The organism is Ruegeria sp. BHSA163, assembly GCF_059613365.1.
Map to the genome: position 1 here is coordinate 25,271 of NZ_JBXWSJ010000003.1, position 25,611 is coordinate 50,881.

Below are 25,611 nucleotides of genomic sequence, written 5' to 3' on the forward strand. Positions count from 1 at the left end.
CTGCATTATTAAAGGTTCTGCAATTTAGGTCGACTTCGGAGCATTGCAGAGTATTAATCGCCAAGTTTGAAATCGTTCATAGACCTAACGCGCTTTTTCGCAAAGAACCCAATTTGTGTTATCCTGAACAAGAGACAATTTGGGTTTCCCCGGGGGTAAATTGGTTTTCGGTTCGTTCTGGCTTTTGCGTAGACTGATTTTAACTTTGGCTTTCTTTGCGGCGTGGTTTGCGTGTTCAGTAATTGCCGCAGCTGGAACCGAGCGAGTCGCGCTGGTCATCGGAAACGCCAAATATGATCATGTCGCAAATCTGCCGAATGCAGGTAATGACGCCGCAGACCTTGCCGATGCTCTTGCAAGGATTGGTTTCAAAGTTTGGGAAAGCCAGAATCTGGATTATCGGGGAATGCGCCTTGCGCTACGGGACTTTAGTAGAGACGCAAGAGATGCGGAAATGGCCGTTATTTATTTCGCCGGCCACGGAATAGAAATCGACAATAACAACTTCCTCATCCCTGTAAATTCTGAGCTTCGAAGCGATCAGGATGTCGAATTCGAAGCGATCAGATTGGACGCTGTCATCAGTTCTATTTCGACCGCCAAGGGGCTTAAACTTGTTCTGATTGACGCCTGTAGGAACAATCCATTCCTCATTTCAATGCAAAGAGAGGCAGGAACAAGGTCCATTGAGCGGGGACTGGGCCAAATTGATCCAAGTGGTGTTTTGGTAAGCTATGCGGCGAAAGGGGGAACTTTGGCGCTGGACGGCGAGGGACGTAACAGCCCTTATGCTACAGCATTGCTGAGACACATCGAGGAACCCGGATTGGAACTTGGCAAGATGTTTCGCAAGGTGCGGGACACTGTTTATCAACTGACGGATGGATATCAGGAACCATTCACTTACGGCTCTCTGCCCAGCGAAGACATTTTTCTTGTTCCGACCGCCGCAGAAGTGCGGCCTGACCAAAGCGTATCTGAGAGCCTCTCCAGTCAGATTTATTCGGACTTCGAGTTGGCGCGATCGGTTGCCACACTGGAAGCTATTGATGCATTTCTGAAGCGTTATGAAAATCAAAATGAGCATTTTGCAGTAGCGCTTGCCCTTTCTATGAGGGATGACCTATTTGCAAAAGTTCAGCCCAAGACGTTTTCAGACGATGACGGAAATTCGCAAGAAATAGCTTTGGTGCCACCACCGACGGAGAAAGACAATGCCGAGCAAACTCGTAGCCTAATTCGTGATATTCAGACCGAGCTGAACCGCGTTGGATGCAGCGCTGGCGCAGCAGATGGCGTGGCGGGGCCTCGCACCAGATCGGCATTTTCGAGGTATCGCAGTGCGAGAAAGAATCTTGGGCTACGTGCCGATGGCTGGGAAACGCAGGAAACACTCTCAGCTCTCAGAAAGGAAAACGGGCGCGTTTGTGCGGAGGTTCCCACAGCGGTACCGAGGACCTTTGACGGAGATTATGTAATTTCGATTAGGCGTCGATGGGACGACGATTATTGGCAAACGACAAACCGCCCAGACTCGGCCTATTACCCCGGTAAAGTTGAACCGCTGGCCTCGATGAGGATTAATCGGAATGGAAACAGGTTGACTTTGGTTTCGGCTCAGGCGTTCACCGGAGGAGGGCCCTGGTTTAAGGACTTTAAAGGTTCATTTGACGATGACGGCCAATTGAACCTGCGTTTCACCCTCAGTTCGCATTTTGGCCCACCTGTGACGCCTTACAAAGTTCGAATTGATGTCAAACTACCCCAAGGCTTGGAGCCGGGTCGAAGGTTGGTCTACGAACCCCGCCGAATTGACGGTCAGTTCTTTCTGAATTTTTTAATCCGCCGAGCGAACTGACGCCTCTAAATATGTTCGCTGGCCGTTAGTTGCTGAGCGCTTGCCTGAGCGACCTTCAGGGTACGTAACTCTCGGGTTTTGGAGATTGGATGGCTTCCAAGTATTCAGTCAACGCTACAAGCTTGGCAGGAACTGACGTAACCAAACCGTTCCCAGTATCAAACTCTATAGTTGGACCTTCATTTAACTCAGTGATAACAGGCATATCATCGCGCGGGTTGGTGGATTTCAAATAGCCGTCCAAAATTGACATTACCTCAAGCATTGGCCAAACACCGTTTCTGCGATCGGCTATTTTTTTCAAATCCAAGGGTTGGGTTTCTAGATCGGCGGCGTCAGGACCATTTCCGCCGGCATCGAGACCGTGGCATCTGGCACAGAAATCTATGTACAGGGTTTTGCCTTGAGTAGAATCTGTTTCTGCAAAAGACTGGGAGGCGATCAAGCACACGTATAGAACAACCGCGTTGCCAAATAATCTTAAAACGTCAGCCATTTGTGAAAAAATCTGACAGGTTCTTTTCATGTTTTGCACCAATCATTAGGCCGCTGCAGAATTGGTGATCTGCTTCGCGTTAACATCGCCAGCACAGAAGAGCCTGAATTGATATCCTGCTGATTGTGTCTTGGACCTTTAACAAAAGCCATTCTGTCATCCCGAAAAGTCTTTGGCTGCCGACTGTAAACAGCTCGATTTAAGCGATTTTACCACTTAACATTCACTTATTGGGGCTTTTATTCGCAAGTCGCCTTGATGTGGATCACATAACTCTCGCGCGACGCTAAAAACGGGTTCAGAGTGGTTTTTTCATCCAGGCTGTGATCATCTCCTTTGTCTGCAAATTTTCGCTATTCAGGTGGCTTTACCTTTTCAAGGGATTTATTGAATTAATAGTTGGGCGGACAAATCAGGTATTCCGCACAAGGCATAGTTAAGGGGGCTCCAATGCGCATTTTATTTACCGGCGGATCGGGCAAAGCAGGGCGGCATGCTGTCGCCTATCTCGCTGCTCAGGGCCACCGTGTCGTAAACGTCGATAAAGTGCCCCTGAACCACCCGGGAGTCAGCGACCGTTTGGCCGACATCACCGACGCGGGCCAAGTGTACGACATTATGGGCGCCTATGCGGGATACGATGAGTTGGAAGCCGGTACAGGTGTTCCGTCGTACGATGCTGTCGTGCATTTCGCGGCGGTGCCCCGTCTACTGATGACGTCGGACAATGAATGCTATCGAGTAAACACGTTGAGTACTTACAATATGATAGATGCGGCGGTAAAATTTGGTGTCCGTAAGATCGTATTTGCCTCGTCGGAAACCACCTATGGCGTTTGTTTTGCTGACGGCGAACGCAAACCGGAATACTTGCCAGTCGACGAAGAACATCCGGTTGTTCCCGAAGACAGTTATGCAATGTCAAAGGTCGTTAACGAAGTAACAGCACGAAGTTTTCAGTGCCGTTCCGGATTTGATATATATGGGCTGCGGATAAACAACGTAATCGAGCCACACGAATACGAACGCGACTTTCCACATTATATTGCTAACCCAGAAGTGCGACGCAGGAACATTTTTGCCTATATCGACGCCCGCGACCTTGGTCACATGGTTGAGTGTTGCTTAAAGACTGATGGTCTGGGTTATCAAATATTCAATGTATCAAACGACGATCATTCAGTCGATGTTCCGACCAGTGACTTGATCGAATCCTTTTATAAAGATGTTCCGGTAAAACCGATGGGGTCTTCTGAGACTTTTTACTCAAATAAGAAGGCCAAGGATTTAGTCGGATTTGAACCAAAATACAGTTGGCGTCAGATATTGGGAAAATAGGTATTTCCGACCATCAATATTTTCGATTGTAATCGATTGGGCACAGACAGTTTTCTCAATGTGGCGTCCTTGTTCTCAACTCGCCATTTGGGGGCCTTTTGAAGGGCCAACGCAGGTTCATGAGAACTCCCTTGAAAAGTTTCCAATTTGCCGTGTGTTAATGCATAGTTCGAACTTATTAGCGGTTGAGGGTTCTTTCACCGCTCCAGGTTGAAGCAAATATTGCGAGGTTGATCGATGCTGATAGTGCTTGGCCTCTATTTCGGTCTTATCTGGTTGCTATTTGCAAAACTGAAGCTCCTACCGTGGAATGGTTTTTGGAAGTCCGTAGCCTACGGAGGTGCCGCAGTGATTGCGCTCGTTGTTGTTGGTGCCTTGAATCACACAACGCCAACGGGACCAGTTTCGGTGCAAGGCATCGAGACAAATATTGCTCCAAATGTTTCGGGCACAGTCATTGAAGTTGCAGTCGAAGCCAATCAATCTGTCAGCGAGGGTGATCTTCTATTCAAAATTGATCCTGAAATTTTTGCCGCCGAAGTGTCGCGACTTGAGGCATCACTTGAAACTGCAAAGTCTTCGGCGGACAAGTTGATAACAGATCTTGCTGCGGCAGAAGCGGAAATCGATTCACTCAATGTGCAGCTTCTATTCGGAGAGCAAAGGCGTGATGACATAATAGAATTAGAGGAAAGAGGCGCTTCGACGACCTTTCAACTTCAAGAAGCCGTTGCCACCATTGACCAGCTTTCCGCCGGCATTCGTGCTGCGGAAGCTCGTAAAGCGGGACTGGAACGCCGGATTTCCGCAACGATCGACGGACGGGACGCTGAAGTCGTTGAAGCGGAAAAGGCGCTGGAGCAGGCCAAATGGAACCTTGAACAGACAGAAGTCCGTGCGCCTGGCGACGGTCTTGTCAGCGCGGTTACTTTGCGCCCCGGAAATCGCGCGACGACGCTTCAGGCAGCTATAACATTTATTGACCCGGCTGACTTTGCCCTTGTCGCTTCGCTACCACAGTCAAGCTTGGGCAATGTTGATGTCGGCGATGAAATCCGTCTTGCGCTGCGTACTCAGCCGGGGACTGAATTGGTCGGCACGATTACAGCAATGCCAGTTGGTTTCTCAGAGGGGACGATCGACTTGCGGACTGGCCTGCCGTCGATCCGGGAACTTGCCGGAATTTCCAGCTATCCTGTGTTGGTTGAATTGCCCGATAACGTTACGCTGAAAGCATTGCCTTTTGGAACGTCTGGTACGGCACTTGTGATGACTGAAAAGGCCGGTGCAATTGGTATTCTTGCCGAGATACTCTTCTGGGTCACAAAGAAACTGAATTACTTGTGATACCTCAGTCGACTGGGAGTGCGAGGCTCTATTCGCACCTAAGATACTCTTTTTTGTCGCAAACCCTAACCTTTAGTTCGACCGCCATAGGTTCGAACGTTCAAGCAAGGCTCGCTGTAAATTGGACACTTCTTAGTGGCCTAGTCCTGAAAGGTTGGGAATTTAAGCCGAAAAAAACCGTACTGGTGGATTAAAATTTTTACCAATGGCTTCGTTTGTAAGCATTCATTAACATTTATCTTAATCGAGATTCTTTATAGACAGTTTTTCTTAAACTTGGGCGCGAAAAATGACTATCCGAAGGCTTCGTACATTGGTCGCAATTGCAGAAGCGGAAACGTTTAGCGCAGCCGCAGACATTGTGCACGTGACGCATGCAGCTGTTAGTCAGCAAATGCAGGCCTTGGAATCTGATCTTGGGGTCGAGCTGTTCAACCGGGATACCAGAACACCGCAATTAACCCCAATTGCCCGTCAGATTGTTGTTAAGGCTCGAAACTTAATATCTGACTATGACAACTTGGTGCCTTCTGTATTAAATGACGGCGGATTGAGTGGCACCATTTCTTTGGGGGTACTTCGCACCACTTTGACTGGTTTAACACCAAGGGCAATGGCGGAGCTTAAGTCAAACTACCCGTATATTGGCTTGCATATTCGCCCCGGGTTGACCAGTTCGTTGCTTGCCGAAGTTGAACGTGGAAATCTTGATGCTGCGATCACGTCCAAGCCGCATCTGTTGCCAGCAGGCGTTGTTTTTCGCGAGTTAGCCCGTGAACCGATGCAGCTGATAGCTGCAATAGAAGAGCCAATCGAAGATCCTGTAGAGCTGTTGAAAATACGCCCCTTTATCCGCTTTGACCGCACCGCAGTTGTCGGAACGCTTATCGAAAACTGGATTATGGCGCATCGCATTCAAGTCAATGAGACCATGGAATTGGATAGCCCAGAAGCAATTTCCAGCATGGTTCACGCAAACCTTGGCGTTTCGATCGTCCCGGATCTTGCTGTCAAGCCGCAGGACGCGGTTCCCGTAAAACGTTTGAATCTTGGTTCAGATGCTCCCTTCAGAACGCTCGGTTTTGTGCATCAGGAAAACCAGCTAAAGATGCAGGCGCTTGATGAACTTTTTCGGGCGCTGACAAAGGTCATTAGCATAGCTTCACGAAACAAACCGATCGAGAACTTATGAGTGCAGAATTTGTCGTCTACCTTCTGATGGGTGCTTTTGCAGGCGGGTTTATCAACGGATTATCAGGTTCTGGCACTGCCCTCTTCGCGCTAGGGTTTTACCTAATGGTTCTCGACCCGATTAGGGCCGTTGCTATCGTTGCATTGATGTCGGTTTTGGCTGGTTTGCAGGGTCTTTGGATCGTTCGCCACGAAATTTTTGCGCAACCGCGAAGGCTATTCCGGTTTTTGATGCCGGGGCTTTTGGGTGTACCACTCGGCCTTTCATTGCTTGTGGTTATCGATGCTGGGGCATTGCGGATCGCAATCGCGGTAATGCTTATTCTTTATGGCAGCTATTTTGGGTTCCGCGCGTCTTTACCAGCTTTCACGCGTACGACACCGTGGATCGACTCGCTGATAGGGCTTGTCGGCGGAGTGCTTGGCGGTGCCGCGTCAGTCTCGGGTGCTTTCCCGGCAATGTGGCTATCCCTGCGGCCTTGGACCAAGGCAGAAACACGCGCGGTTTTACAACCTTATAACGTGGCTATTTTGACCACGACCGTCAGTCTTCTTTTTTTCAGAGGTGCCTATGACGACATCGCTTTAACGGCGTTACTAATAACGGTTCCCTGTGGGTTGATAGCGGCCCAGATTGGCATCGCAGTATTTCACCAGCTAAGCGATACTGGTTTTCGGCGGCTGCTAATTATTCTTACACTACTGATGGGATTGGGAATTTTAGCGAGCGAGATCTTATAGCCCTGCCATTGGCGGTTATTCCTTTTATTAGAGAGGCGCAGAAGATGTTGAAGTTTTATTATTCAAAAGGTTCGTCTGCGCTGGCTGCCCATATTTTGCTAGAGGAAGTCAGAGCGAATTATCAAGCGGTCGAGATTTCAATTTCCGACGGAGAGCATCTTTCTGAACCGTTCCTTAAGCTCAACCAAAAAGGTCGCCTACCAGTTTTGGAAACCTCCAAAGGAATTGTCACTGAAAATCCTGCCATTCTCGAATACATAGCGGCAATTCATCGGGACTTTGGTTTTCTGCCGGACGGCGCTTTTGTGCAGGCACAAGCCAGATCACTGTGCGCCTATTTATGCTCAACGGTGCATGTTGCTTTCGCTCATCACAAAAGAGGGAAAAGGTGGGCGGACCAACAAAGCTCAATTCGGGATATGAAAGACAAAGCACCCCAAAACTTACGTGAATGCGCGGAGTTTTTGGAGGCGACATTGCCGTTGTCACCGTGGGCATTGGGATCACGATACAGTTTCTGCGACCCTTATTTGTTCTTACTTCAGGGTTGGCTTCGCGGGGTTCATGAATCGTCGGTCGGTTTACGCCGCCTTCAGGCGCACGCGAAAGAAATGTGTGCAAGGTCAGCGACGCAAAAGGTTCTTGCCGAGCACGAAATCGAAGGTTTCTAAATCACCTCGTCTGTCCGGTCGTCACTCTCGCCATAGCGCTTTAGAACGGCGGGCTTGGTGCCTTCGTAAACGCGCGCCACGTTTTCGGCGATCTTAGCGTTCTCCCTTTCAAACAAGCATTCCCCGTTGAGGTTAGAGGCGACAATGAAAGGACCCATTTTGTTGCATTTGATTACCCACATTGCTTGGGCAAGTCCAAGTTCTTCGTTCCAATGCACGGCCTCTACATTCTCGACTCCTCGACCCAACAATGCGCCAGTACCGTAACCGACTGTGGAAAGATAAACCGCGCCGTTCGGTACGAAGTAATCTTTATAATCCCTTGAGGTCATGCCGCCTTTGCCGACAATTAACTTTGCTCCGGTTTTCGCCATCCACTCTGGCAGCCATTTGGCAAAGCGGAATGAAGCAGTTGCTGTCACGGCCCCCATATCGAAAGAACCGTCTGCATTAATTCTGGCGGCCGGTGAACAATGGAAATTTGCTGCCGACTGGCTGGGCAACTCCATAGGGATGTTGGCCTTTTCTTCCAGCGCGCGCATGTAAACGCCTTCGCGAGCGGTGTACATCAGGCCGTCCAGATATACGACGTCGCCTAATTGCAGTCCTGCGATAGCTTCGGGGGTCGGGGTGGTTGATAGGTGGATTTCTCGTGGGCTCATTCTGCGGCCTCATGCATTGGTTCCCAATCGATCGTTTCCCGACGCTGATAATCTGTGAACCAGTCGGGATCCGTTCGATGTTCCACGCGCCCATCTGCGTAAACACGAGCAACTGCGCGACGGGATGACAAGCAAAAGGCATGCACGGACATTGGCATGCCGCCCGTGTGGCAGTACCCGACCTCGATATTACAATCTATCACCATGTTTTTTCCGACAAAGCCCATCGCACCCATACCAATGGAATTGCCTAAGTGCTTGAACTCGTCCTCCATCTTGGCGATTTCAGGGTCAGAGTTTCGCGATCCGACGACGCGCAGTGTCGAGGCGCGCTTGCCCAAAGTCATGCAAATATCTTTTGAACCCCCCAGTCCGATTCCAATGATCGCCGGCTGGCAAGCCAGTCCACGCTTACCGAATGCCATCAGACTATCGAGATAGAAACGTTTGATCCCCTGAATGCCATCCGATGGAAATAGCATCCTGTAATCCGTTCCAAAAAGGCCACCTTTGTGCACGGTGATCAGGTCGATCCAATCCCCCCCCGGTTCAAAACCATATTCGATTTCGGGAGCACCGATACCGACGTTGTTATCGTGATCTGTTCGCCAAAGAGGGTGGACACGATTGGGCCTAAGAGGAACGCCATTCGTCGCGTTGGCCGTCGCGCGGCGGAGCGCAGTTTCAAGCGCAACCATTCCCCCCTCGACCCGGGCCTCATTGCCTAACTTTACAAACCAGCGTGGAACGCCGGTATCACCGCACATCGCACGGCGGTCTTCTTTTGCTGCCTCATAGTTGTCGAGCATGGCCTTTAATACGAAGGATGACAGATCGCCGTCCTCTGTCCTCGCGGCCTCTTGCAGTCCGTCAAGATAATCTTGCGGAATCTCAATCGCGGCCTTGTCCATAAGGGTTTCCGCGGTTTCTTGGATAAGCTTTATCGGTATCATTGCGTCGCCACCAAGGTTTCGGGTGCATCTGCAGGCAAAACTGTCTCACCCGGTTTTACTATAGTAAATTCAACGGGTTCACGCATCACAGAGACGTTTCCGTTTTGCATCTGTGCTACAGTGAACTCACTGTCCTCCATCGCGCCGGGCTCAGGAAAGTCTTCCCTGTAGTGAGCGCCTCTGGAATTTTGGCGGGCAAGGCCGGCTTTGGTTATAACCTCAGATATATCACACAAGGATCGAAGGTTTAGCCAATCGTGCCACATTAAGTTAAACGCCAGATTACTTCCGTCTACCCCGATGGTCATCAACTCTGCTGAAACTTGCGCAATTCCTCCCAACCCTTGCTTCATCCCGGCTTCGGTACGCATCACACCCACATTGTCCCACATGCAATCTTGCAGTTTACGGCGCAATGGCATGATCAGATCAGGTTTCTGACGGAGGGGATAAACCGCACGATCCAATTCCGCGGCGAGGACATCATTATCAGGATCGCGAAAATATACGTGTTTCTTTACATCTACACCCATAGTGTCGCCAGCTATGCCGCCATAAACCGTTGAGTTGGCAACTCCGTTACCACCCAGACGGTTTGAACCATGCGCTCCGCCTGCGTCTTCACCAGCTACGTAAAGCCCCTCCATTGCGGTGCGCGTGTCAACGTCGACCACGACACCACCCATGAAGTAATGCGCTGTCGGCACGACTTCGACCTTTCCTGCCGCCAGATCAAAGCCACTGTCGGCACAGCGCTTGACCATCCCTTTGAATTTCTGGCGCACGTTCTCGGGGCCAAGGTGCGACATGGAAATAAATACGCCTTCTTGGTCCGGGTTATTGTTCTTTCGCATCTCAGCATAAATGCCGCGACTTACAATATCGCGGGTCGCACGTTCGCCATTGGCATCGTAGTCAAACATGAACCGTTGACCCGCATGGTTGACCAATTGACCGCCAGCACCTCGCAAGCCTTCTTCAAGAACGGTACCGGTCATTCGCGTGTGATCGCCGGCCAACAGGCCCGTCGGGTGAAACTGCACCATTTCCATATCCCGCAGTTTGAGGCCTGCGCGTAACGCCATGGCCAACCCGTCCATCGTTTTGTCACCAGACGGCGTATGGTACTTGTACATTGTCGGCCCGCCGCCTGTAGCCATCAAGACAGTCTTGGCGCGCACGAAACGAAATGCGCCAGTGCGCATATCGATCATTAGAACACCTGCAAGTGCCGCACCGTCTTTCGTTGGTATCAGCCCAACGGCGCGGTGCTCCTGCAGTTTTTCTACGCCGGAAGCGAGAACTTTTTCCATCAACCGATTAATGATCTCGATGCCGGTCAGATCCCCCTTGTGAACGGTGCGATCCGCTGTTTGTCCAGCGAAAGCCTTTTGGTGCAACGAGCCGTCTGCGTTGCGGTCAAAGAAACAGCCAACCTCGTTTTCCAGCTCCCGTATTCGCACAACGGCCTGCTCGCACAACCGCCAAGCCATGTCTTGATTGGGCAACCATTTGCCGCCGTTGATAGTATCCATAAAGTGACGCTCGACCGTGTCGCCGCCGCCCAAGGCAACGTTGTAACCGCCCTGTACCATCCTTGTGCAACCGCACTTGCCGATTAACCCCTTGACAGCGATGGTTATTTTTGTAGCCTCGGGCGCGGTTTGCTTTGCGTGCAACGCAGCAAAGAGGCCCGCGCCGCCGGTGCCAAGGATCAGTATATCTGTGTCGTGTCTTTCGATTTCGGAAACACGCATGTTAGATAGCCTTCAAAAGGAATAGTGTTGCAACCATGAACGAAACAGCAGCGGCACCTGCAGCCAAGGATTTTTGTGGTGCGGTCCAAGGTAACCATTCCAGCGCGATCAGCCGCAAGCCGCCGAAAAAGTGGACAGCAAGCAGAAACACCAATCCGAATTCTGCCAGCTTTACAATCCCAGAATCCGTGAGCTGCAAAAACCTGTCCAGCTGCCCGGGATTTGTCACAGCCAGTGCCAATACCCAAAAATGCAAGGGTAGGAACAAAGCTAAACCCAACCCCGATAACCTGTGCAGGGCGTAAGCGAGCCAGAGAGGATGCGCACGCGGCGTGATGCTCTTGGACGCCTTCATGCGAAAGTCACCGCCCAAACGGCGCGCGCTCCCAATACAAAAAGTCCCACGTATGTCAGCCAACCAAAGCAGTTCAAAGCCAAGCCTTTTAGTCCCGCCCATTCAGAGACGATCGTTCGCAATCCAATGGCACCGTGGATCGAGGCGGCAAGTACAAAGGTGCCATAGAACAGGAACCAAAAAAACGACCCTTTGGTTCGCCCCAGAATTTCGGCTGTGCTTAACCCTCCTTGTACGGCGTATATCATCACTAACAGGTGCCCTAGAACCAAAGGCGCCATTGCTACAGCGGTAATTCTCTGAAGCATGTAAAGACGCATGCTGAGCATCAACGACCCTTTCTGAAAAATGACTTGGCGCTTTCCCTCTTTAGCCCTGCAATTGCGGACATCGGGTCAAGCTCGTTCGGGCAGTAAGCTGTGCACGAACCCATTGAGTGACAATTTTGGCATCCTCCGGCTCCTGTCACCGCATCAAGGATTTTTTCCCGCCCGTTGTCCTTGGTGTCATTCAACAACGTCCATGCGCGTTGCAGAGCCGCTGGGCCTAGGTATTCTTGATTGACTGAAACCGTGTCGCATGCAGCATAGCAGACCGCGCAATTGATGCATTCAACCCCCGCATCCGATGCAACTCTGGCAGAGGATGTGGGGTCAACCTTTGCAATCGGGTCTTCGCGGGTCAGCGCTCCGTGGTGCAAACCTTCTGCCGTTATCCATTTGTCAAAGAAAGCGTCCATGTCGACCACAAGATCTTTGACAACTGGCAGATTTCGGAGCGGAGCTATCGTAACCTCGTTCCCGACCAGCACTTTGGAAATATGCGTTCTGCATGTCCAGCGCGGGACACCGTTAACCATCATAGCACAGCTACCACACATCCCGACCCTGCAAGCAAAGCGATAACTGAGGGTCGGATCAATATTTTGTTGTATCCATGAAACTACATCCAAAACGGTTTGATTGTCGTAAGCCGGCACATCAAATTTCGTCTGAGAACCCTGAGCATTCGGGCCGCGCTCGATTGTTGCCTTGATGGTTTGTTCAGTCACTGATTGGGATGCCTTCCAAAAGGTTCACTGTCACTATACTGGATGGCCGAGCTCAATAACCGCGAATTTTTCTTTCGGTTTTTGTTAGCAGAGCTTGCATGGGAAATAGACAAGAATTGAAGTCATGAAAAACGAAACAAATCTCGGACTGCAGCAATTGCTTGATTACCGGTTCAGCGATGCGCCTAGGCTTGATGGAACCGAACCGCATGGCAATCTTATTGACTCGATGGCGGCACGTGGTTCGTGCAGGACGTTTTTAGACAAAACCGTGCCAGATGGGTGGGTGGAAATGTTGTGCGCGGTCGCTCTTGCGGCGCCAACCAAAAGCGATTTGCAGCAACGCGATATCGTGCTGCTAAAGTCTCCGATCGTTCGAAGGAGTCTTGTGGACCTTATAGAGGATCAGGATTGGGTGGCCGAGGCACCGATGATGGCCGTTTTTTGTGGCAATAACCGCCGCCAAAGGCTTTTGCACGAACGACGCGGAATCCCATTTGCCAACGATCACCTCGACGCGTTCTTCAATGCAACAGGTGATGCCGCAATCGCACTGGGCGCCTTTGTAACCGCTGCCGAGGCACTTGGCCTTGGGTGCTGTCCGATTAGTGCGGTCCGCAATAAGGCTGCAGAGGTTTCTGTGCTCCTTGGCCTTCCAGAGTATGTTTTCCCTTTCGCAGGGCTGGCATTTGGCTTCCCTACAGAAGCTCCAGCGGTTTCAAAGCGCCTGCCATTGAACGCCACATGTCACACTGACCGTTATCAAGAGGACAAAATTCTTGAGAAGGTTGATCGCTATGATGCAGAGCGGGCAATGGCGCAACCTTATGGTAAACAGCGTTACCCGTTGATCTTTGGCGAAAGTAATAACTACGCATGGTCTGAGGACAAAGTACGTCAATATAGCCAATCTGAACGGGGTAACTTTGGGCAGTTTGTCCGTGCTCAGGGTTTTTCATTGGACTGAACAAACTTTGGTGCAAGAGGCTCAGGCATGAGCAGCCCGGATTTCGGAGAGTCTTGGAAAAGCTCGAGTTACGACGCTTTCAATACCGATTTGATGAGCTTGAACTAAAGAACCATTTTTAGTTCATACGCGAATATACTAACTTGAGAAGTTCGTAATCACCGCCGTGCCAGGAGGTGTTGGTCCGCTCATTGCGCGAAGCTCTGCGCTTGCATCAGAAAGGTTTACCTCCCTGTCAAGCATTGGGCTAAGGTCCACATCGCCACGCTCGATCATACCTAAAAGCGAGGGGTATTTCCACGATGGCATACCCCGCGTGCCATAAAACGCCAACTGTTTTGAATAGATAGCACGCATGTTGATATTCATCATCCCGTCACCAGAAGGCATGCCAATGTGGACATGACGTCCCAGTGTCGCCAGACACTCAACAGAAGCATTCGTCGTCGCCTCGATACCTAGCGCCTCGATGGAAACCTGAGCACCGCCGTCTGTTAAATCTTGAATCGCCTGAACAACGTTGTCCCGTTGTGCGTTTACAATTGCGTCTGCACCTAAACCTTTTGCATGAGTGAGTTTTTCATCAACGACATCAACTACGACCACACGCGCGCCAAGCATTTTGGCCAAAAGCAAAGCCGACAATCCAATCCCACCTGTCCCGTGAACAGCAACCCATTCACCGACGCGAACATTCGCACGATCCGTCAGCGCGTGCCATGCTGTCGTGACCCGACAGCCTAATCCGGCTGCAAGGGCAGGGGATAGAGTGTCCGGTAGATGTACTAGGTTGTGGTCAAATGGAACCGCAACAAATTCTGCATAGGCCCCAGGCGAACCGAACCCTGGAACCACGGATTTTTCGCATGTGTTAGATGCGCCTGTCTGGCATGCAGGACAATCTCCGCATCCCAGAATAAACGGGGCAATTAACCTGTCACCGACATTGTGCTTGGCGCTTGCGCCGGCTTCGACAACCGTTCCACAATATTCGTGCCCTAGAATTGAGCCGTTGGAAACTTTTGGATGTCCTCCGACCCATCCATGGAAATCCGATCGGCAAATCCCGCAAGCGGCGACCTCAAGAACTACGCCATTTTCTGGACAACTTGGGGAAGGAACATTTTCGATCGATAAGTCTTGGTTGAATTCTCTTACGACTGCGGCACGCATTTTTTCCCTCGTAATCGTCTTTTTACAGGAGCCTAAGCCAACGACTCTGGTTTTTTTGTTAGAACGATGGCTTTCCAAAGTTGGGTCACTGTAGCCTACTTCCTGCCCAAGTCACGACGAGTGTTCACCCCAGGGACAATTAAATGGGACCGCATCCATTTCGTTTAACCAGTGGCAGCCATTGCCGGGTTGCAAACGGTGCGTCAAAGTTTCTTGACAGCAAAGTTTCTGTTCAATTCAAAACCGCGACTGACAAATTCAAGATTGATGCAAAACCGACCCACAAAAAATACGGTATAAATGCCACGGCAGAAACCCGATCCGCGACCCAATTCCTCCGTATGAATATGATAATTGTTGTTAACAACAAGACTATTACGCCAAGGGCTACCCACGGTTGATGCAAGACGAAGAAGACGGGGGACCAGACAAAATTTAGTCCGAGCTGAACCCACCAGATTTTCATTTCCAAAGAGGGACGATTGTTTTCGAAAGTTCGCCAACCTGCCAATGCGATTAGCACGTAAAGGACGGTCCAAACCGGGCCGAATATCCAATTGGGCGGATTAAAAGCCGGCTTGTTTAGGTTTGCATACCATTCTCCGGGACCCGTAAGTATGCCGACCGTTATTCCTCCACCGATGACGAGTAAAAGAAAGGCAAGGCGTGTCGCCAGTTTACTCATCTGCGTCTTGTCCCCCATCGAGCCACTCCCGCCATCAGCAGTCTTTTATCGCAATTTCGGCCTTGGACTGCGATGAAAAGACACCCGCGGCGATTTGATCATTGCTGGTGAATGATATTGTTGCGCCTTCGATCTCGGCGCCGGTGACAGTGATTTCCCGACCTCCCAATGTATCATCAACGTCGATCGTAAAGGAAACCAATGCTCCCGGAGGCATATTACCTATGACCAAATCGATCCCTGACATGCCATCTGTCACTTTTGGTTCGCCGTTTAAGATGGCGCTTCCCTCCACTAGTTCGAAGGGCTGAGAAACTTCTACGCCTGCGCCGCTGGACGTAACGTCAAAAATTAGCGCCCCTTTCGACGTTCCGAGATTAAGCCGCAGGGTCGACTCTGTGATATTGCAATTACCCGTGTTTTTGATGTTGAAGCGGTCCTTTGGGGCACCTTCTAAAAAACTCACTTGCAAATCAGCCGAAGCTGCGGTTGCAGCAAGAGCAAAGACAGCTAAAAAAGCCGTCCGGGATATTAATAATGAGCCCATTACTTTCATCCTGTAATTTTATAGATTTGTATTTGAGTTACGGCCAAGACGTGTTTCAGGATCAGTATTGATGAGACGACACGGAAATCACTTAATCATGCTGCTAAGTATGCCTTTAAACCCTGATATTGAAACAACGATCCAATCCAGCGACGTGGAGTGGATGGCGAAGGCGAAAAAATTATTATTTTTTAGATACTAATGGAGTTTAGTTAATGCTTTCCAACACCTTTTTTGCACTTTCCAAATATTCGCTTTGTTTTGCTTCCGACATTCGATCCCAAGTTCTGTAAACATTTCCCAGACGTGGGTTGTCTCGCAGATTATCCGAATTGCGCTGCAGAAAATCCCAAAATAGCGGGTTGAATGGGCATGCGTTTTCGCCGGTTTTCTCTTTCACATCATACCGGCACGTAGCGCAATAATCCGACATTTTGTTTATGTAATTCCCGCTTGCCGCGTAGGGCTTTGACCCAAGAAGCCCGCCGTCAGCAAACTGGCTCATGCCGATCACGTTGGGCGCCTCTACCCATTCGTAGGCGTCCGCGTAAACGGCCAGATACCATTCATGTACTTCGGCCGGATCTATTCCCGCCAGCAAGGCGAAATTGCCTGTAACCATCAGTCTTTGGATGTGATGGGCGTAAGCTTCGTCGCGCGTCTGCGCAATCGCAGCGGCCATGCACGCCATGTCAGTTTCGCCTGTCCAGTAAAAGGTTGGCAGAGGGCGTTTGGCGTTAAAATAATTCTCTTGCGTATAGCCCGGCATTCGCAGCCAATAGATGCCACGAACAAATTCTCGCCACCCGATTATCTGCCGGATGAACCCTTCTGCCGCGTTCAATGGGGCATTACCTTCGTAATACGCTCGCTCAACCCGGCGACAAATCTCCATCGGAGACAGCAGCCCTGTGTTCAAGTATTGCGCCAGAACAGAATGATATAGAAACGGCTCGTTGGACAACATTGCATCCTGATAGTCGCCAAACTGGGGCAGGGCGACATTGACAAAATGCTCCAATGCCATTTTTGCGTCATTCCGCGTGACGGCAAACCAAAAGGGGTGAAGGGATCCAAAGTTTTCGCCAAAGTTGTCGTCGACCAGCTGCAAAACGTCCCTGGTTGTTTGGTCTGGCTTAAACTGCATTGGTTGAGGCATGAACAGATCCGGGATGGCGGGCTTACGATTGTCGGAGTCATAGTTCCATCGCCCACCTTCAGGTTCGTTTCCTGACATCAACAACCCTGTTTTGCGACGTATCTCGCGATAGAAATATTCCATCCGCAGTTGTTTTCGTCCCTCTGCCCAATCGCGAAACTCCTGATGACTTACGAGAAAACGGTCATCTGGTAGAACGGCCAATCCAGCACAGTTTGTAAACGCTTGGGACAACCTGAATTCTCCGGGCTCGGTTACAAACGCTCGAGCAATTTTCAGTTCGTTCTGAGCACGAGCAATTTCTCCGGCCAAGCTGTTTGTATTCTCAGGATCATCCAAGCGCACGTATCGAACACTCCAACCCAGAGACTTAAGCTCTTCGGCAAAGTGACGCATTGCGGACAGCACAAACGCGATCTTTTTCTGGTGATGCGGGACATATCGCGCTTCGGCCATAACTTCGGCAAACAAAACAATGTCCCTTTTTTGATCTGCAGCACGCAGAGCAGCGATATCCTTCGATAGCTGGTCGCCCAAAATCACGATCAGTTTTGGCTCTGGCTGTATTTTGTTGACCGTCTCCATCCTCAGAAGGATAGGTTCATTATGCTTAAAAACGAGCGTCCAAGGGCAGTTTGTTTCAAATATTGTGCCGTCCGAATACAGGTGCGGGTCTCAGTTTCAGACTTATTGGGAATTTCGTTCAATGCGTAATCTCTTTCGGTCAAGGCCAACTTGCGATCACGCACAGAGGGCACCTATGTCTTTGCTGTTTGCGCAGCGGCGCATTCCACCACAAAAGCCTCAGTCAGCGTCACGAGGTACGAGTAAAACGGTGCAACCCAACGATGACTTTGAACCTTGGCAGAAAACACTTTGTACCAAGGCAAGATAAACTCAGAGGCAAATACAGCTGGATCCATTGTGTCAGGTTTTTGTTCCAAACACATCGCTAGGTATTCCAGGATTATGGCCAGATGATCTGCTGGTTCAGAGAAATTGAGAGCAACTTCTTGGCCGGATTGCTGCAAAAGCGACTGCATCTTCGAATGGGGGGTAGACATAAGCGCCCCATCTCCTTGCCACGCCGACGCATAGAGCGGTGCAGAGTCTTTGCCACCGGTAAGAAATAAGCTGGCGTAACTGATTGCGAGATCCCTTTTGGTTTTCCGGGGATCGGACCACGTTTTCATTTCATCTAATAGATTGTGAGCTCCGGCCACTTCAGAAAGTAACGCGTCCGCAACCCCGTCAAAACATGCACAGATGGTCGCTTCGTCAAGTTCACGGGCAAACATGGTAGACAAGAAACGTATCAGTTCCGGGGAATGCTTAGTCATACAGTGTTCGGTCCGCCAAAGGCTGTAACAGCGGGTACTTCGCCTTCGAATTTCTCTATCTCAACAATACAAGTGTTGGCCGATGTTGCTTGCGACAGTTTTGATGCTCCGACATCTAAAGTTACCGTATTGGGGTCACCGTACGTGTCGAGCGAGCCGGGTGTTGCGTCGACGGGGCCGTACCAGGCTCCCTCGTAAATTCGGATTACGCCCCTTGGGTAATCGTCGCTCAGGACCGCACCAGCCAACAATTGGCCGCGATCGTTGAAAACGCGCACGATATCCCCGTTTTCGATCCCTCGTTCAGCAGCGTCGTAAGGATTTACGTAAACAGGCTCCCTGTCTTGCACGGCGTAGGTCGCTCGGTAAGGATCGCTCTCGCACATCTGCGAATGAAGACGTTGATCCGGGTGGCAAGATTGTAACCAAAGCGGAAACTTGTCGGACCCTGGCCCACCGTGCGAGCGTTCGAGCTTTTCCATCCATTTCGGATGTTCTCCACAGTCATCGTATCCATAATTGCCAATAGTTCGGCTGGAGATTTCGATGAAACCAGAAGGGGTTCCAAGAGCATTGATTTCCGGGTCTTCGCGGAAATCTGCATGGCGCACCCATGGTTCGCCTCTTTCAAATCGAACAATCCCATTTTCCCAAAATTCTTCGAAAGAAGGCATCTCAAAGCTTCCTTCGTTGGCACTGCGGGTCGTTTCGTAAAGGCTTTCGATCCACTCCATTTCGTCCCACCCACGCGTGTATTCCGTTTCACGGCCAAAGCGTCGGCAGAACAGCGAAAAGATCTCAAAATCAGTTTTCGAGTGGAATAAAGGGTCAACTAACCTCTTCATCGCAATCACGCCAGAACGGGAATAGGATCCGTAGCTGTCGATATCATTGCGTTCGAATTGAGTACACGCTGGCAAAACCAAATCAGCGTGCCTGCAGGTGGCTGTCCATGCATAATCAATGGCAACAATGGTTTCCAGCTTTTGGATTGCTACGCGCATCTTGTTGTGGTCTTGATGATGGTGGAACGGATTGCAGCCGGTGAATATAGCCATTCGGATGTCAGGGTATGTGACCGTGTGCCCGTTGTGCTCCACAGTGCCCCCGGGGTTCATCAAGCAATCAATCCATCGCGCGACAGGGATTGTGCTACTGGCGCCCAGAAAATTGTCGTCCGAGCGCACAGGATTCACGCCGATATCCAGGTTGAGAGGAAATGCACCTGGCATACTGGCACCCGAAGTTGGCACGCCTATACCGCTGTAGTGATGAGAATAGCTGATCCCGCCACCCGGCAGTCCGATCTGACCCAGCATGGCGGCTATGATCGCACCCATCCAGTATGGCTGTTCTCCGTGCTGTTGTCGCTGAACTGACCATCCAAAGATGAGTTGCGTGCGATCTGACGCAAGTAATCGCGCAAATTCTTTGATCGTATCAACTGGAACACCGCAAATTGGCGCAGCCCATTCAGGTGTCTTTTCGACGCCGTCCTCCGCTTCGCCCATAACATAAGCCATGAAAGGCTCAAACCCGAGGGTGTATATACTAAGGAACTCTTCGTCATGCAGGCCTTCGGAATACAGCGTGTGTGCGAGCGCTAGCATGAAGGCCACATCCGTCATTGGATTGATATAGAGTTGTTCAGCCCCGATGTGTTTTTGCGTTTTGGTGCGAACCGGATCGACGCTTATTGCTCGGATATCACCAGCGGCTATTTTGTCCTTCAATTGATCGAAATATTCAAAAGGCTCATGTGTTTCACATGTCCATCCAACTTGCAGATTCTTTAGTGGGTCGTTTGCCCAGAAAATGATGTTTTTGGCGTTTTCCAGAATCAATGGCCAACTGGTTCCCTGTGAGTAAACTTCTGTAGAACCAAGCACATAAGGTAGGATAGTCTGACCTGCACCGGTAGAATAATCGCCTGCTTTTTTGACGTACCCGCCATACATTGAGACAGCGCGGTTCATGTGATTTATGCAAGAGTGGAACTGTCCGGTTTGGCGCCAGCCAGTAGCCCCGGCATAAAGACCCGAAGGCCCGTGCAAAATCTGCACACGCTCCATTTCTTCAAAGAAAAGATCAAGGGCCTCATCCCACGTCAGGCGAACAAAGCGGTTGTCGCCTCTTGTCGTTCGGTCGGCATCTTTCCGATTGTCGAGCCATTCAGCCCGAGCCATTGGGTAACGCACGCGGGAAGGGGAATAGATCAGGCCTTTGATTCCGTTGATCATATCTGTCGGATGCGGGTCATCCGCCAGCGGTCGCACTTCCGCCACCTGTCCACCTTTGACCAGGGCTTCGATCGCGCCCCAATGCGAGCCTGTCGTTTTCCAGCTGCCGACAGACGTCAGTTTCTCAGCTCGAGCCGTAGTCGGCTGAAGGAGGCTTGGGCCCAGAACTGCGGACAGTCCTGCCGCCCCGGAGCTTTTCAAAAATTCACGGCGCGTTGACATTGGTGTCCCCCTCAGTGCGAGCCGCTATAGTCTGCGGAATGTTTCTGCAGGTAGGTCAAAACCAGATTGGCTTGTGCTTCATCCATGTTGGTGAACCCGACCATGCCATTGAATTGCGCGGGCCAGGAATTGGTACCGAAGTGATCAGGGTCAGGTTGAGCGTGACAGGTGGAGCAATTGGCTGTGTAGCTTTCTTCAGCTACGTTCCAAAGCTCGTCGATCTCATCCACAAATCCCTGTTTGTCTGACCAAAGCGTAACGGTAACTGGTGCCCAGTCCAGCCCGGTTGCTTCGTCGGTTTGTGGTGCAGATACCTCGACAAGGCTGGCGTCCTGAGCAGTGCCCTTGGAAAGGATTGCAACTCTGATGTTGTGCCCGAATTCGTCGAAAATCACCCGGCCAAAACCCTTGTCCTTTCGCCAAGCCTTTAGCGCGAACTGAATTCGATTATTGTTTTCATCCAGCACTTCGACGGCGGCGCCAAGGGTCAGATTCCCTACTGGCTCCGTACCGTCTGCGCTGTCGAAAACAGGGATATCCCGAATTGCGAAGTAGTCCTCGCCAACAGATAAACTGCCTGAGTTTGCCTTGTTTTCCAGCTTGGCCATTGCCGGGCTACCGACGGCAACATTGTCAGGAAGGTGATGAGCTATCCCTTTATGGCACTCGATACAGCCTGTATCCAGCGCCGCAGCTGACTCCATATAGAAACGCGCTTCGGCAGACATGGCGTTCCAGTCCATGCTGTCGTAGTCATGGCAATTTCTACACTCGAGCGAGTTATTGGCTTCTAAACGCGCCCATTCATGCTTGGCCAGTTCCGCGCGGCGGGCTTCGAATTTTTCACGAGTGTTAATGGTTCCGAACACTGCCGCCCACACTTCCTTGGACGCCTGCATTTTTCTTGCGACCTTGTTGGTCCATTCGTGGGGCACATGGCAATCCGGGCAGGTGGCGCGCACGCCGGTTCGGTTTTCCCAGTGGACCGTAGATTGAAGTTCTACGTATACGTTGTCGCGCATTGCGTGGCAGGAAACGCAGAATTCTTCAGTGTTCGTGAACTCCATAGCGGTATTGAAGCCACCCCAGAAAATGATCCCGGTGATGAACCCCCCGAGACTGATAACGCCAAGGCTAATTGTCGTCGCGGGGCGCGAAACTGTGTTCCAGAATGATGATAACGTGGACTTCAGAGACATTTTAACGTGCTCCTCGGTTCATTTCCGGGTTTTACAGAGATCCGGTTGGTGGCCCATAGATCATTTGAAGGAGCCAGACGGTAAATCCATACACCCCGACACCAAGGACTGTAATCCCGGGCAGTAAAATCAACGTAATAAATAGGAAGGACAGCCATTCACGCCGGGCTGTACCTTTTGATCTGCTGACGGATTGATCTGACATAATCACATCGCCTGCTTTAAGATTGTAATCTCAGGCCAATGTTACCACCATCTGAATACCCTAAAGACAGATAAGTCGCGGCAGAATGACGCACGTATGAGGCAGAGCAGAAAGCGGTGTTTTCATCGCGTCGACAGCAGATTCCGTTTCGTCCTTTGGAGCTTGCAAAGAGAATTGAGGTCCCCTCTGGCACAGCTCAGCATGAGAACAGTTCTTTATTATGTCAGGGCTGAGCCGACCAAAGAACCTTCTTTGGCGAAGCCTAGCGGCGCCCTGCCATCAGAACAGCCAAGGCAAAACGGTGTGAATATTTCTTGGACCAAACATGGTTCAATCCGACAGAGTTGCATGAATTTGAATACTAGTTATCGTTCTGCAAAGGGAGGACCATCTGATGCGAATAGGGTTTCTTGCAATAGCATTTTCGGCCTTTGCGACGGCGCCGATTGCACAAACTTACGACATCGTCATCTTGAATGGTCGCGTTATGGACCCTGAAACGAATTTTGATGCCGTCGCCAACGTCGGAATATCAGGAGGATGGATTGTTGAGATCACCGACCAACAAATAGAGGGCGACGAGGCGATTGATGCGACTGGGCATGTCGTTGCCCCTGGGTTCATCGATCTTGAACAACACGGTCTCGACCCTTGGGGAATAAAGGTTAACCTGCGGGATGGTGTGACCACTCAAATGGATTTTGAGCTTGGGGCGTTGAATATCGACGAGTGGTACGCAAAGCGGGAAGGGGCGACGCAGGCGAATTTTGGTACTGTCGTTGGCCAAGAATATGCGCGGATGCGTATCCATGACGAAATGGCTCTAGAAGGTCCTGATGTGTCCATGCCGCTGACATTGTCAGTGCATCGAGCAAAAGCTGCCGAAGATGGCGTTGACGGCTGGTCAGTCACCAAAAGTTCTTTGGATCAGATGAACCAAATTACGCAGATTCTTGACGAAGGTCTGAGGCAAGGTGCAATCGGCGTTGGGTCCACAATTGGTTATGCCAGAGAAGGTATTACGACTTACGAAATGCTAGAAGCCCAGAAGATTGCGGCCAGATACGGACGCCTTACATCTGCGCATCATCGTTTTCACCCAAGTGCCTCTACGCCGACGGAAACCCAAACTGGTGTAAATAAACTCTTGGTAAACGCTATGGTTCTGGATGCGCCGCTGCATATTCACCACGACAACGATTATGGATGGTGGGAAAACCAGGAAAAGATGCAGTTGGCCCGCGCCAAGGGGTACAACGTATGGTCCAGCTATTATCCGTGGACGGCAGGATCGGGAAATTACGGCGCTTCGATTGTTGCTCCCTCGAATTGGGAAGACAACATGGGATACAAATATGAAGAGACTATTTTTGACCCTCAACTTGACCGCTATGTGACTCGTGGGGAATTCGAAGAATTTGCCGCGAATGAGCCGGGGCGAACGCTGATTGCGTTCAGCCCACCTAGGGAACAATGGCTTTTGGACTGGATCAAGATTCCGGGTTTTGGTGTCTCGGGGGATGGAATGCCCAGTCTTAATTCCAAAGGCGAGCCTCTGACGTGGGATTCTCCGTTCGAAGATTATGCAGGTCACCCAAGGTCCGCGGGCACACATGCCACCGTTCTGCGACTGGGGCGTGAAAACGATGTTCCGCTTATCTTTACGCTGGCACAGCTCAGCTATTACCACGCTAAGTTTCTCGGCGACACCGGATTGCAAGCCATGAAAGTCCGCGGCCGGATGCAAGAAGGAATGGTTGCGGATATCACGATCTTTGATCCTGAAAATGTTAGAGAACAAGCGACATATAGCAATGGAAGCAATGGCTTACCGTCAACCGGCATTCCGTTCGTGCTGGTAAACGGACAAATTGTTGTAAGAGACAGCGTTGTGCAAAAGGATGTCTATCCAGGTCAGGCAATCCGCTTTCCACAAGAGGAACAGGGCCGCTTTGAGCCTGCTTCGCGCGAGCAATGGTTGAACACCTTTGCCATCGACAGCGGAGGCGCACGCCCGACCTTGATCGAGGATATAACCGATGACGAAGCGTTCCTTGAGCCTTTAACGCCGACAGCAACAATTATAGCAGAGCTTTCGCCTGTCAAAACTGCCCCTCAGGACTGGTTCGCCCAAGCCAATGCAATAGACGATTCCCAGTTGTTCCTTTGTCGTGTCCATGGCGTCCTTGAAGATCGCGCCACGGCAGAACGTGATTGGGCAGAGGCGGTTCTGGCGAATTGGGGCGAAGACCAGTCAAAGCGATTTGATCCCTTATACGTGGATTGAGACCTAGTCATTTAAGCATAGGGCATGAGCATTAGCTTGGTTTGATGCATCCACGTACCACGCTGACCCCGCATAGGAATCCGCGGGTGATTGCGTATAGCTTGCGCCGACACTTTTCAGAGAAAACTAACTCACGATGCCAGGGCCTTGTCACCAGAACGTTCAGCTGTCTGCCGTGCTCCGGCGACAGTTTATGTAAATTCTAGCTATTCTTCACGCGTCTCCACAAATTCTCCAGATTCTCTTCAAGCACTGTTCCTGCCCTTACGGCATTTGTTGAGAGAGGAACGATTTGGGAAGGGAGACTCACATGCACGTCGCTGAAGTCGAAACCACAGCACTCGATCTTGCCGCTATAAAAGCTAAGCAACACGCGACTTGGTCTTCAGGAGATTATGCAGCTGTGGGTACAACCCTTCAGATTGTAGGGGAAAATCTGGCCGAAGCGTTGGATCTCCGCCCTGATGCACGAGTTTTGGACGTCGCCGCTGGAAATGGCAACGCCACTTTGGCCGCGGCAAGGCGACACTGCAACGTTGTGTCCACCGACTATGTTCCCAGTCTATTACGTGCAGGTTCTGCGCGCGCCGAAGCTGAGAATGCCGATGTTGATTTCCGAGAAGCCGATGCCGAAAACCTGCCTTTCGACGCTGGTTCGTTTGATGTTGTCATGTCGACTTTCGGCGTAATGTTCACCGCCGACCAAGAGGCCGCCGCCCAAGAGATGCTGCGTGTATGCCGCAGAGGCGGCAAGATCGGTTTGGCTAATTGGACACCGGAAAGTTTCATTGGAGACGTTTTTCGTACCATCGGTCGCCATGTCCCGCCGCAAGCCGGGGTTCGGTCACCTCTGGAGTGGGGTACCGAAGCGCGATTGAAGGAACTATTTGGTGACGGGGCTGCTCGGATCGAGATTACAAAACGCAACTTTGTGTTCCGGGTGCGCTCACCAAAGTACTGGGTTGAACATTGGCGCGAGGTCTACGGTCCGGTTCACAAAGCCTTTGGTGCTGTTGGCAAACGCGCGCCCGAACTTGCGGCGGATCTGATCGCAGTGGCGCGTGAACATTCTGTTGACCCAAACGCAATGATTGTCCCCGCAGAATATGCGGAAGCCGTCATTTACCGCTCATAAACAATTGACGGCCTTGCGTTCCGGGCTGGGAA

24 protein-coding genes are annotated in these 25,611 nt (G+C 50.9%); 9 read left to right on the forward strand and 15 right to left on the reverse strand.

Annotated features, from left to right (window positions below):
• Positions 1-205: 205 nt before the first annotated feature.
• Positions 206-1,858 carry a caspase family protein gene (locus AC2FNV_RS02520; protein ID WP_170604138.1) on the forward strand — a complete coding sequence of 551 codons (1,653 nt, stop codon included), beginning with the start codon at positions 206-208 and terminating at the stop codon, positions 1,856-1,858.
• Positions 1,859-1,913: 55 nt separating this feature from the next.
• On the opposite strand, the gene AC2FNV_RS02525 is transcribed toward AC2FNV_RS02520, so the two are convergent.
• On the reverse strand, positions 1,914-2,384 hold the full coding sequence (locus tag AC2FNV_RS02525; protein WP_254442467.1) for a c-type cytochrome: 471 nt from the start codon (positions 2,382-2,384) through the stop codon (positions 1,914-1,916).
• A gap of 420 nt (positions 2,385-2,804) precedes the next feature.
• Between AC2FNV_RS02525 and AC2FNV_RS02530 the strand changes: the two genes are divergently transcribed.
• From AC2FNV_RS02530 to AC2FNV_RS02550, 5 genes are all read left to right on the forward strand, one after another.
• Entirely contained in the window at positions 2,805-3,692 is an 888-nt protein-coding gene (locus tag AC2FNV_RS02530) for an NAD-dependent epimerase/dehydratase family protein (RefSeq protein WP_170476361.1), read from the forward strand.
• A gap of 237 nt (positions 3,693-3,929) precedes the next feature.
• The gene (locus AC2FNV_RS02535; RefSeq protein ID WP_170604131.1) at positions 3,930-5,039 is read left to right on the forward strand and encodes an HlyD family secretion protein; all 1,110 of its coding nucleotides are present in this window, start codon (positions 3,930-3,932) and stop codon (positions 5,037-5,039) included.
• 289 nt (positions 5,040-5,328) lie between these two features.
• The gene (locus tag AC2FNV_RS02540; protein ID WP_170476357.1) at positions 5,329-6,231 is read left to right on the forward strand and encodes a LysR family transcriptional regulator; all 903 of its coding nucleotides are present in this window, start codon (positions 5,329-5,331) and stop codon (positions 6,229-6,231) included.
• Positions 6,228-6,971, forward strand: a complete 744-nt coding sequence (locus tag AC2FNV_RS02545) for a sulfite exporter TauE/SafE family protein (protein ID WP_170604127.1) — start codon at positions 6,228-6,230, stop codon at positions 6,969-6,971. Before AC2FNV_RS02540 ends, AC2FNV_RS02545 begins: the two co-directional genes overlap by 4 nt.
• A 44-nt stretch (positions 6,972-7,015) precedes the next feature.
• Complete coding sequence (locus tag AC2FNV_RS02550) at positions 7,016-7,642, forward strand: glutathione S-transferase family protein (RefSeq protein WP_170604125.1); 627 nt, start codon at positions 7,016-7,018, stop codon at positions 7,640-7,642.
• On the opposite strand, the gene AC2FNV_RS02555 is transcribed toward AC2FNV_RS02550, so the two are convergent.
• Genes AC2FNV_RS02555 through AC2FNV_RS02580 form a run of 6 tightly spaced genes read right to left on the reverse strand, consistent with a single transcriptional unit; the run spans position 7,639 to position 12,420 of the window.
• Positions 7,639-8,304, reverse strand: coding sequence for a fumarate hydratase C-terminal domain-containing protein (locus AC2FNV_RS02555; RefSeq protein WP_170604123.1), 666 nt, complete (start codon positions 8,302-8,304; stop codon positions 7,639-7,641). The two genes, AC2FNV_RS02550 and AC2FNV_RS02555, sit on opposite strands and share 4 nt — an antisense overlap.
• Positions 8,301-9,257 (reverse strand): fumarate hydratase, encoded by a 957-nt coding sequence (locus tag AC2FNV_RS02560; RefSeq protein ID WP_170476351.1) that lies wholly within the window; start codon positions 9,255-9,257, stop codon positions 8,301-8,303. The genes AC2FNV_RS02555 and AC2FNV_RS02560 overlap by 4 nt, the downstream gene beginning before the upstream one ends.
• Complete coding sequence (locus AC2FNV_RS02565; protein WP_496772307.1) at positions 9,254-11,014, reverse strand: L-aspartate oxidase; 1,761 nt, start codon at positions 11,012-11,014, stop codon at positions 9,254-9,256. The genes AC2FNV_RS02560 and AC2FNV_RS02565 overlap by 4 nt, the downstream gene beginning before the upstream one ends.
• Position 11,015: 1 nt before the next feature.
• Positions 11,016-11,369 carry a succinate dehydrogenase, cytochrome b556 subunit gene (locus AC2FNV_RS02570; RefSeq protein ID WP_496772308.1) on the reverse strand — a complete coding sequence of 118 codons (354 nt, stop codon included), beginning with the start codon at positions 11,367-11,369 and terminating at the stop codon, positions 11,016-11,018.
• Positions 11,366-11,698 carry a succinate dehydrogenase gene (locus AC2FNV_RS02575; protein ID WP_170604118.1) on the reverse strand — a complete coding sequence of 111 codons (333 nt, stop codon included), beginning with the start codon at positions 11,696-11,698 and terminating at the stop codon, positions 11,366-11,368. The genes AC2FNV_RS02570 and AC2FNV_RS02575 overlap by 4 nt, the downstream gene beginning before the upstream one ends.
• Positions 11,698-12,420, reverse strand: coding sequence for a succinate dehydrogenase/fumarate reductase iron-sulfur subunit (locus AC2FNV_RS02580; protein ID WP_496772310.1), 723 nt, complete (start codon positions 12,418-12,420; stop codon positions 11,698-11,700). The genes AC2FNV_RS02575 and AC2FNV_RS02580 overlap by 1 nt, the downstream gene beginning before the upstream one ends.
• 124 nt (positions 12,421-12,544) lie before the next feature.
• Here AC2FNV_RS02580 and AC2FNV_RS02585 point away from each other — a divergent pair, with 124 nt between their 5' ends.
• The gene (locus tag AC2FNV_RS02585) at positions 12,545-13,387 is read left to right on the forward strand and encodes a nitroreductase family protein (RefSeq protein WP_170604116.1); all 843 of its coding nucleotides are present in this window, start codon (positions 12,545-12,547) and stop codon (positions 13,385-13,387) included.
• A 138-nt stretch (positions 13,388-13,525) separates the two neighbouring features.
• On the opposite strand, the gene AC2FNV_RS02590 is transcribed toward AC2FNV_RS02585, so the two are convergent.
• The 8 genes from AC2FNV_RS02590 to AC2FNV_RS02625 form a co-directional block, all read right to left on the reverse strand.
• Complete coding sequence (locus AC2FNV_RS02590; RefSeq protein ID WP_170476341.1) at positions 13,526-14,560, reverse strand: zinc-binding dehydrogenase; 1,035 nt, start codon at positions 14,558-14,560, stop codon at positions 13,526-13,528.
• 232 nt (positions 14,561-14,792) lie between these two features.
• Positions 14,793-15,263: a TspO/MBR family protein gene (locus AC2FNV_RS02595; protein ID WP_254442450.1), complete on the reverse strand. Its 471-nt coding sequence runs from the start codon at positions 15,261-15,263 to the stop codon at positions 14,793-14,795.
• Between the two features lie 16 nt (positions 15,264-15,279).
• Positions 15,280-15,792: an aggregation factor core gene (locus AC2FNV_RS02600; protein ID WP_170604114.1), complete on the reverse strand. Its 513-nt coding sequence runs from the start codon at positions 15,790-15,792 to the stop codon at positions 15,280-15,282.
• Between the two features lie 208 nt (positions 15,793-16,000).
• Entirely contained in the window at positions 16,001-17,536 is a 1,536-nt protein-coding gene (locus AC2FNV_RS02605; RefSeq protein ID WP_170604112.1) for a cryptochrome/photolyase family protein, read from the reverse strand.
• A 173-nt stretch (positions 17,537-17,709) separates the two neighbouring features.
• Complete coding sequence (locus AC2FNV_RS02610) at positions 17,710-18,291, reverse strand: molecular chaperone TorD family protein (RefSeq protein ID WP_170604110.1); 582 nt, start codon at positions 18,289-18,291, stop codon at positions 17,710-17,712.
• Positions 18,288-20,753 carry a trimethylamine-N-oxide reductase TorA gene (gene torA, locus AC2FNV_RS02615; protein ID WP_170604108.1) on the reverse strand — a complete coding sequence of 822 codons (2,466 nt, stop codon included), beginning with the start codon at positions 20,751-20,753 and terminating at the stop codon, positions 18,288-18,290. Before torA ends, AC2FNV_RS02610 begins: the two co-directional genes overlap by 4 nt.
• A gap of 11 nt (positions 20,754-20,764) precedes the next feature.
• Entirely contained in the window at positions 20,765-21,952 is a 1,188-nt protein-coding gene (torC, locus tag AC2FNV_RS02620) for a pentaheme c-type cytochrome TorC (RefSeq protein WP_217362359.1), read from the reverse strand.
• A gap of 31 nt (positions 21,953-21,983) precedes the next feature.
• A complete protein-coding gene (locus tag AC2FNV_RS02625; protein ID WP_170476331.1) occupies positions 21,984-22,157 on the reverse strand; it encodes a periplasmic nitrate reductase, NapE protein in 174 nt (57 codons plus the stop codon).
• Positions 22,158-22,551: 394 nt separating this feature from the next.
• Between AC2FNV_RS02625 and AC2FNV_RS02630 the strand changes: the two genes are divergently transcribed.
• The gene (locus AC2FNV_RS02630; RefSeq protein WP_496772315.1) at positions 22,552-24,444 is read left to right on the forward strand and encodes an amidohydrolase family protein; all 1,893 of its coding nucleotides are present in this window, start codon (positions 22,552-22,554) and stop codon (positions 24,442-24,444) included.
• Positions 24,445-24,754: 310 nt separating this feature from the next.
• Positions 24,755-25,579, forward strand: a complete 825-nt coding sequence (locus AC2FNV_RS02635) for a class I SAM-dependent methyltransferase (RefSeq protein WP_170604104.1) — start codon at positions 24,755-24,757, stop codon at positions 25,577-25,579.
• The last annotated feature ends 32 nt before the right edge of the window (positions 25,580-25,611 follow it).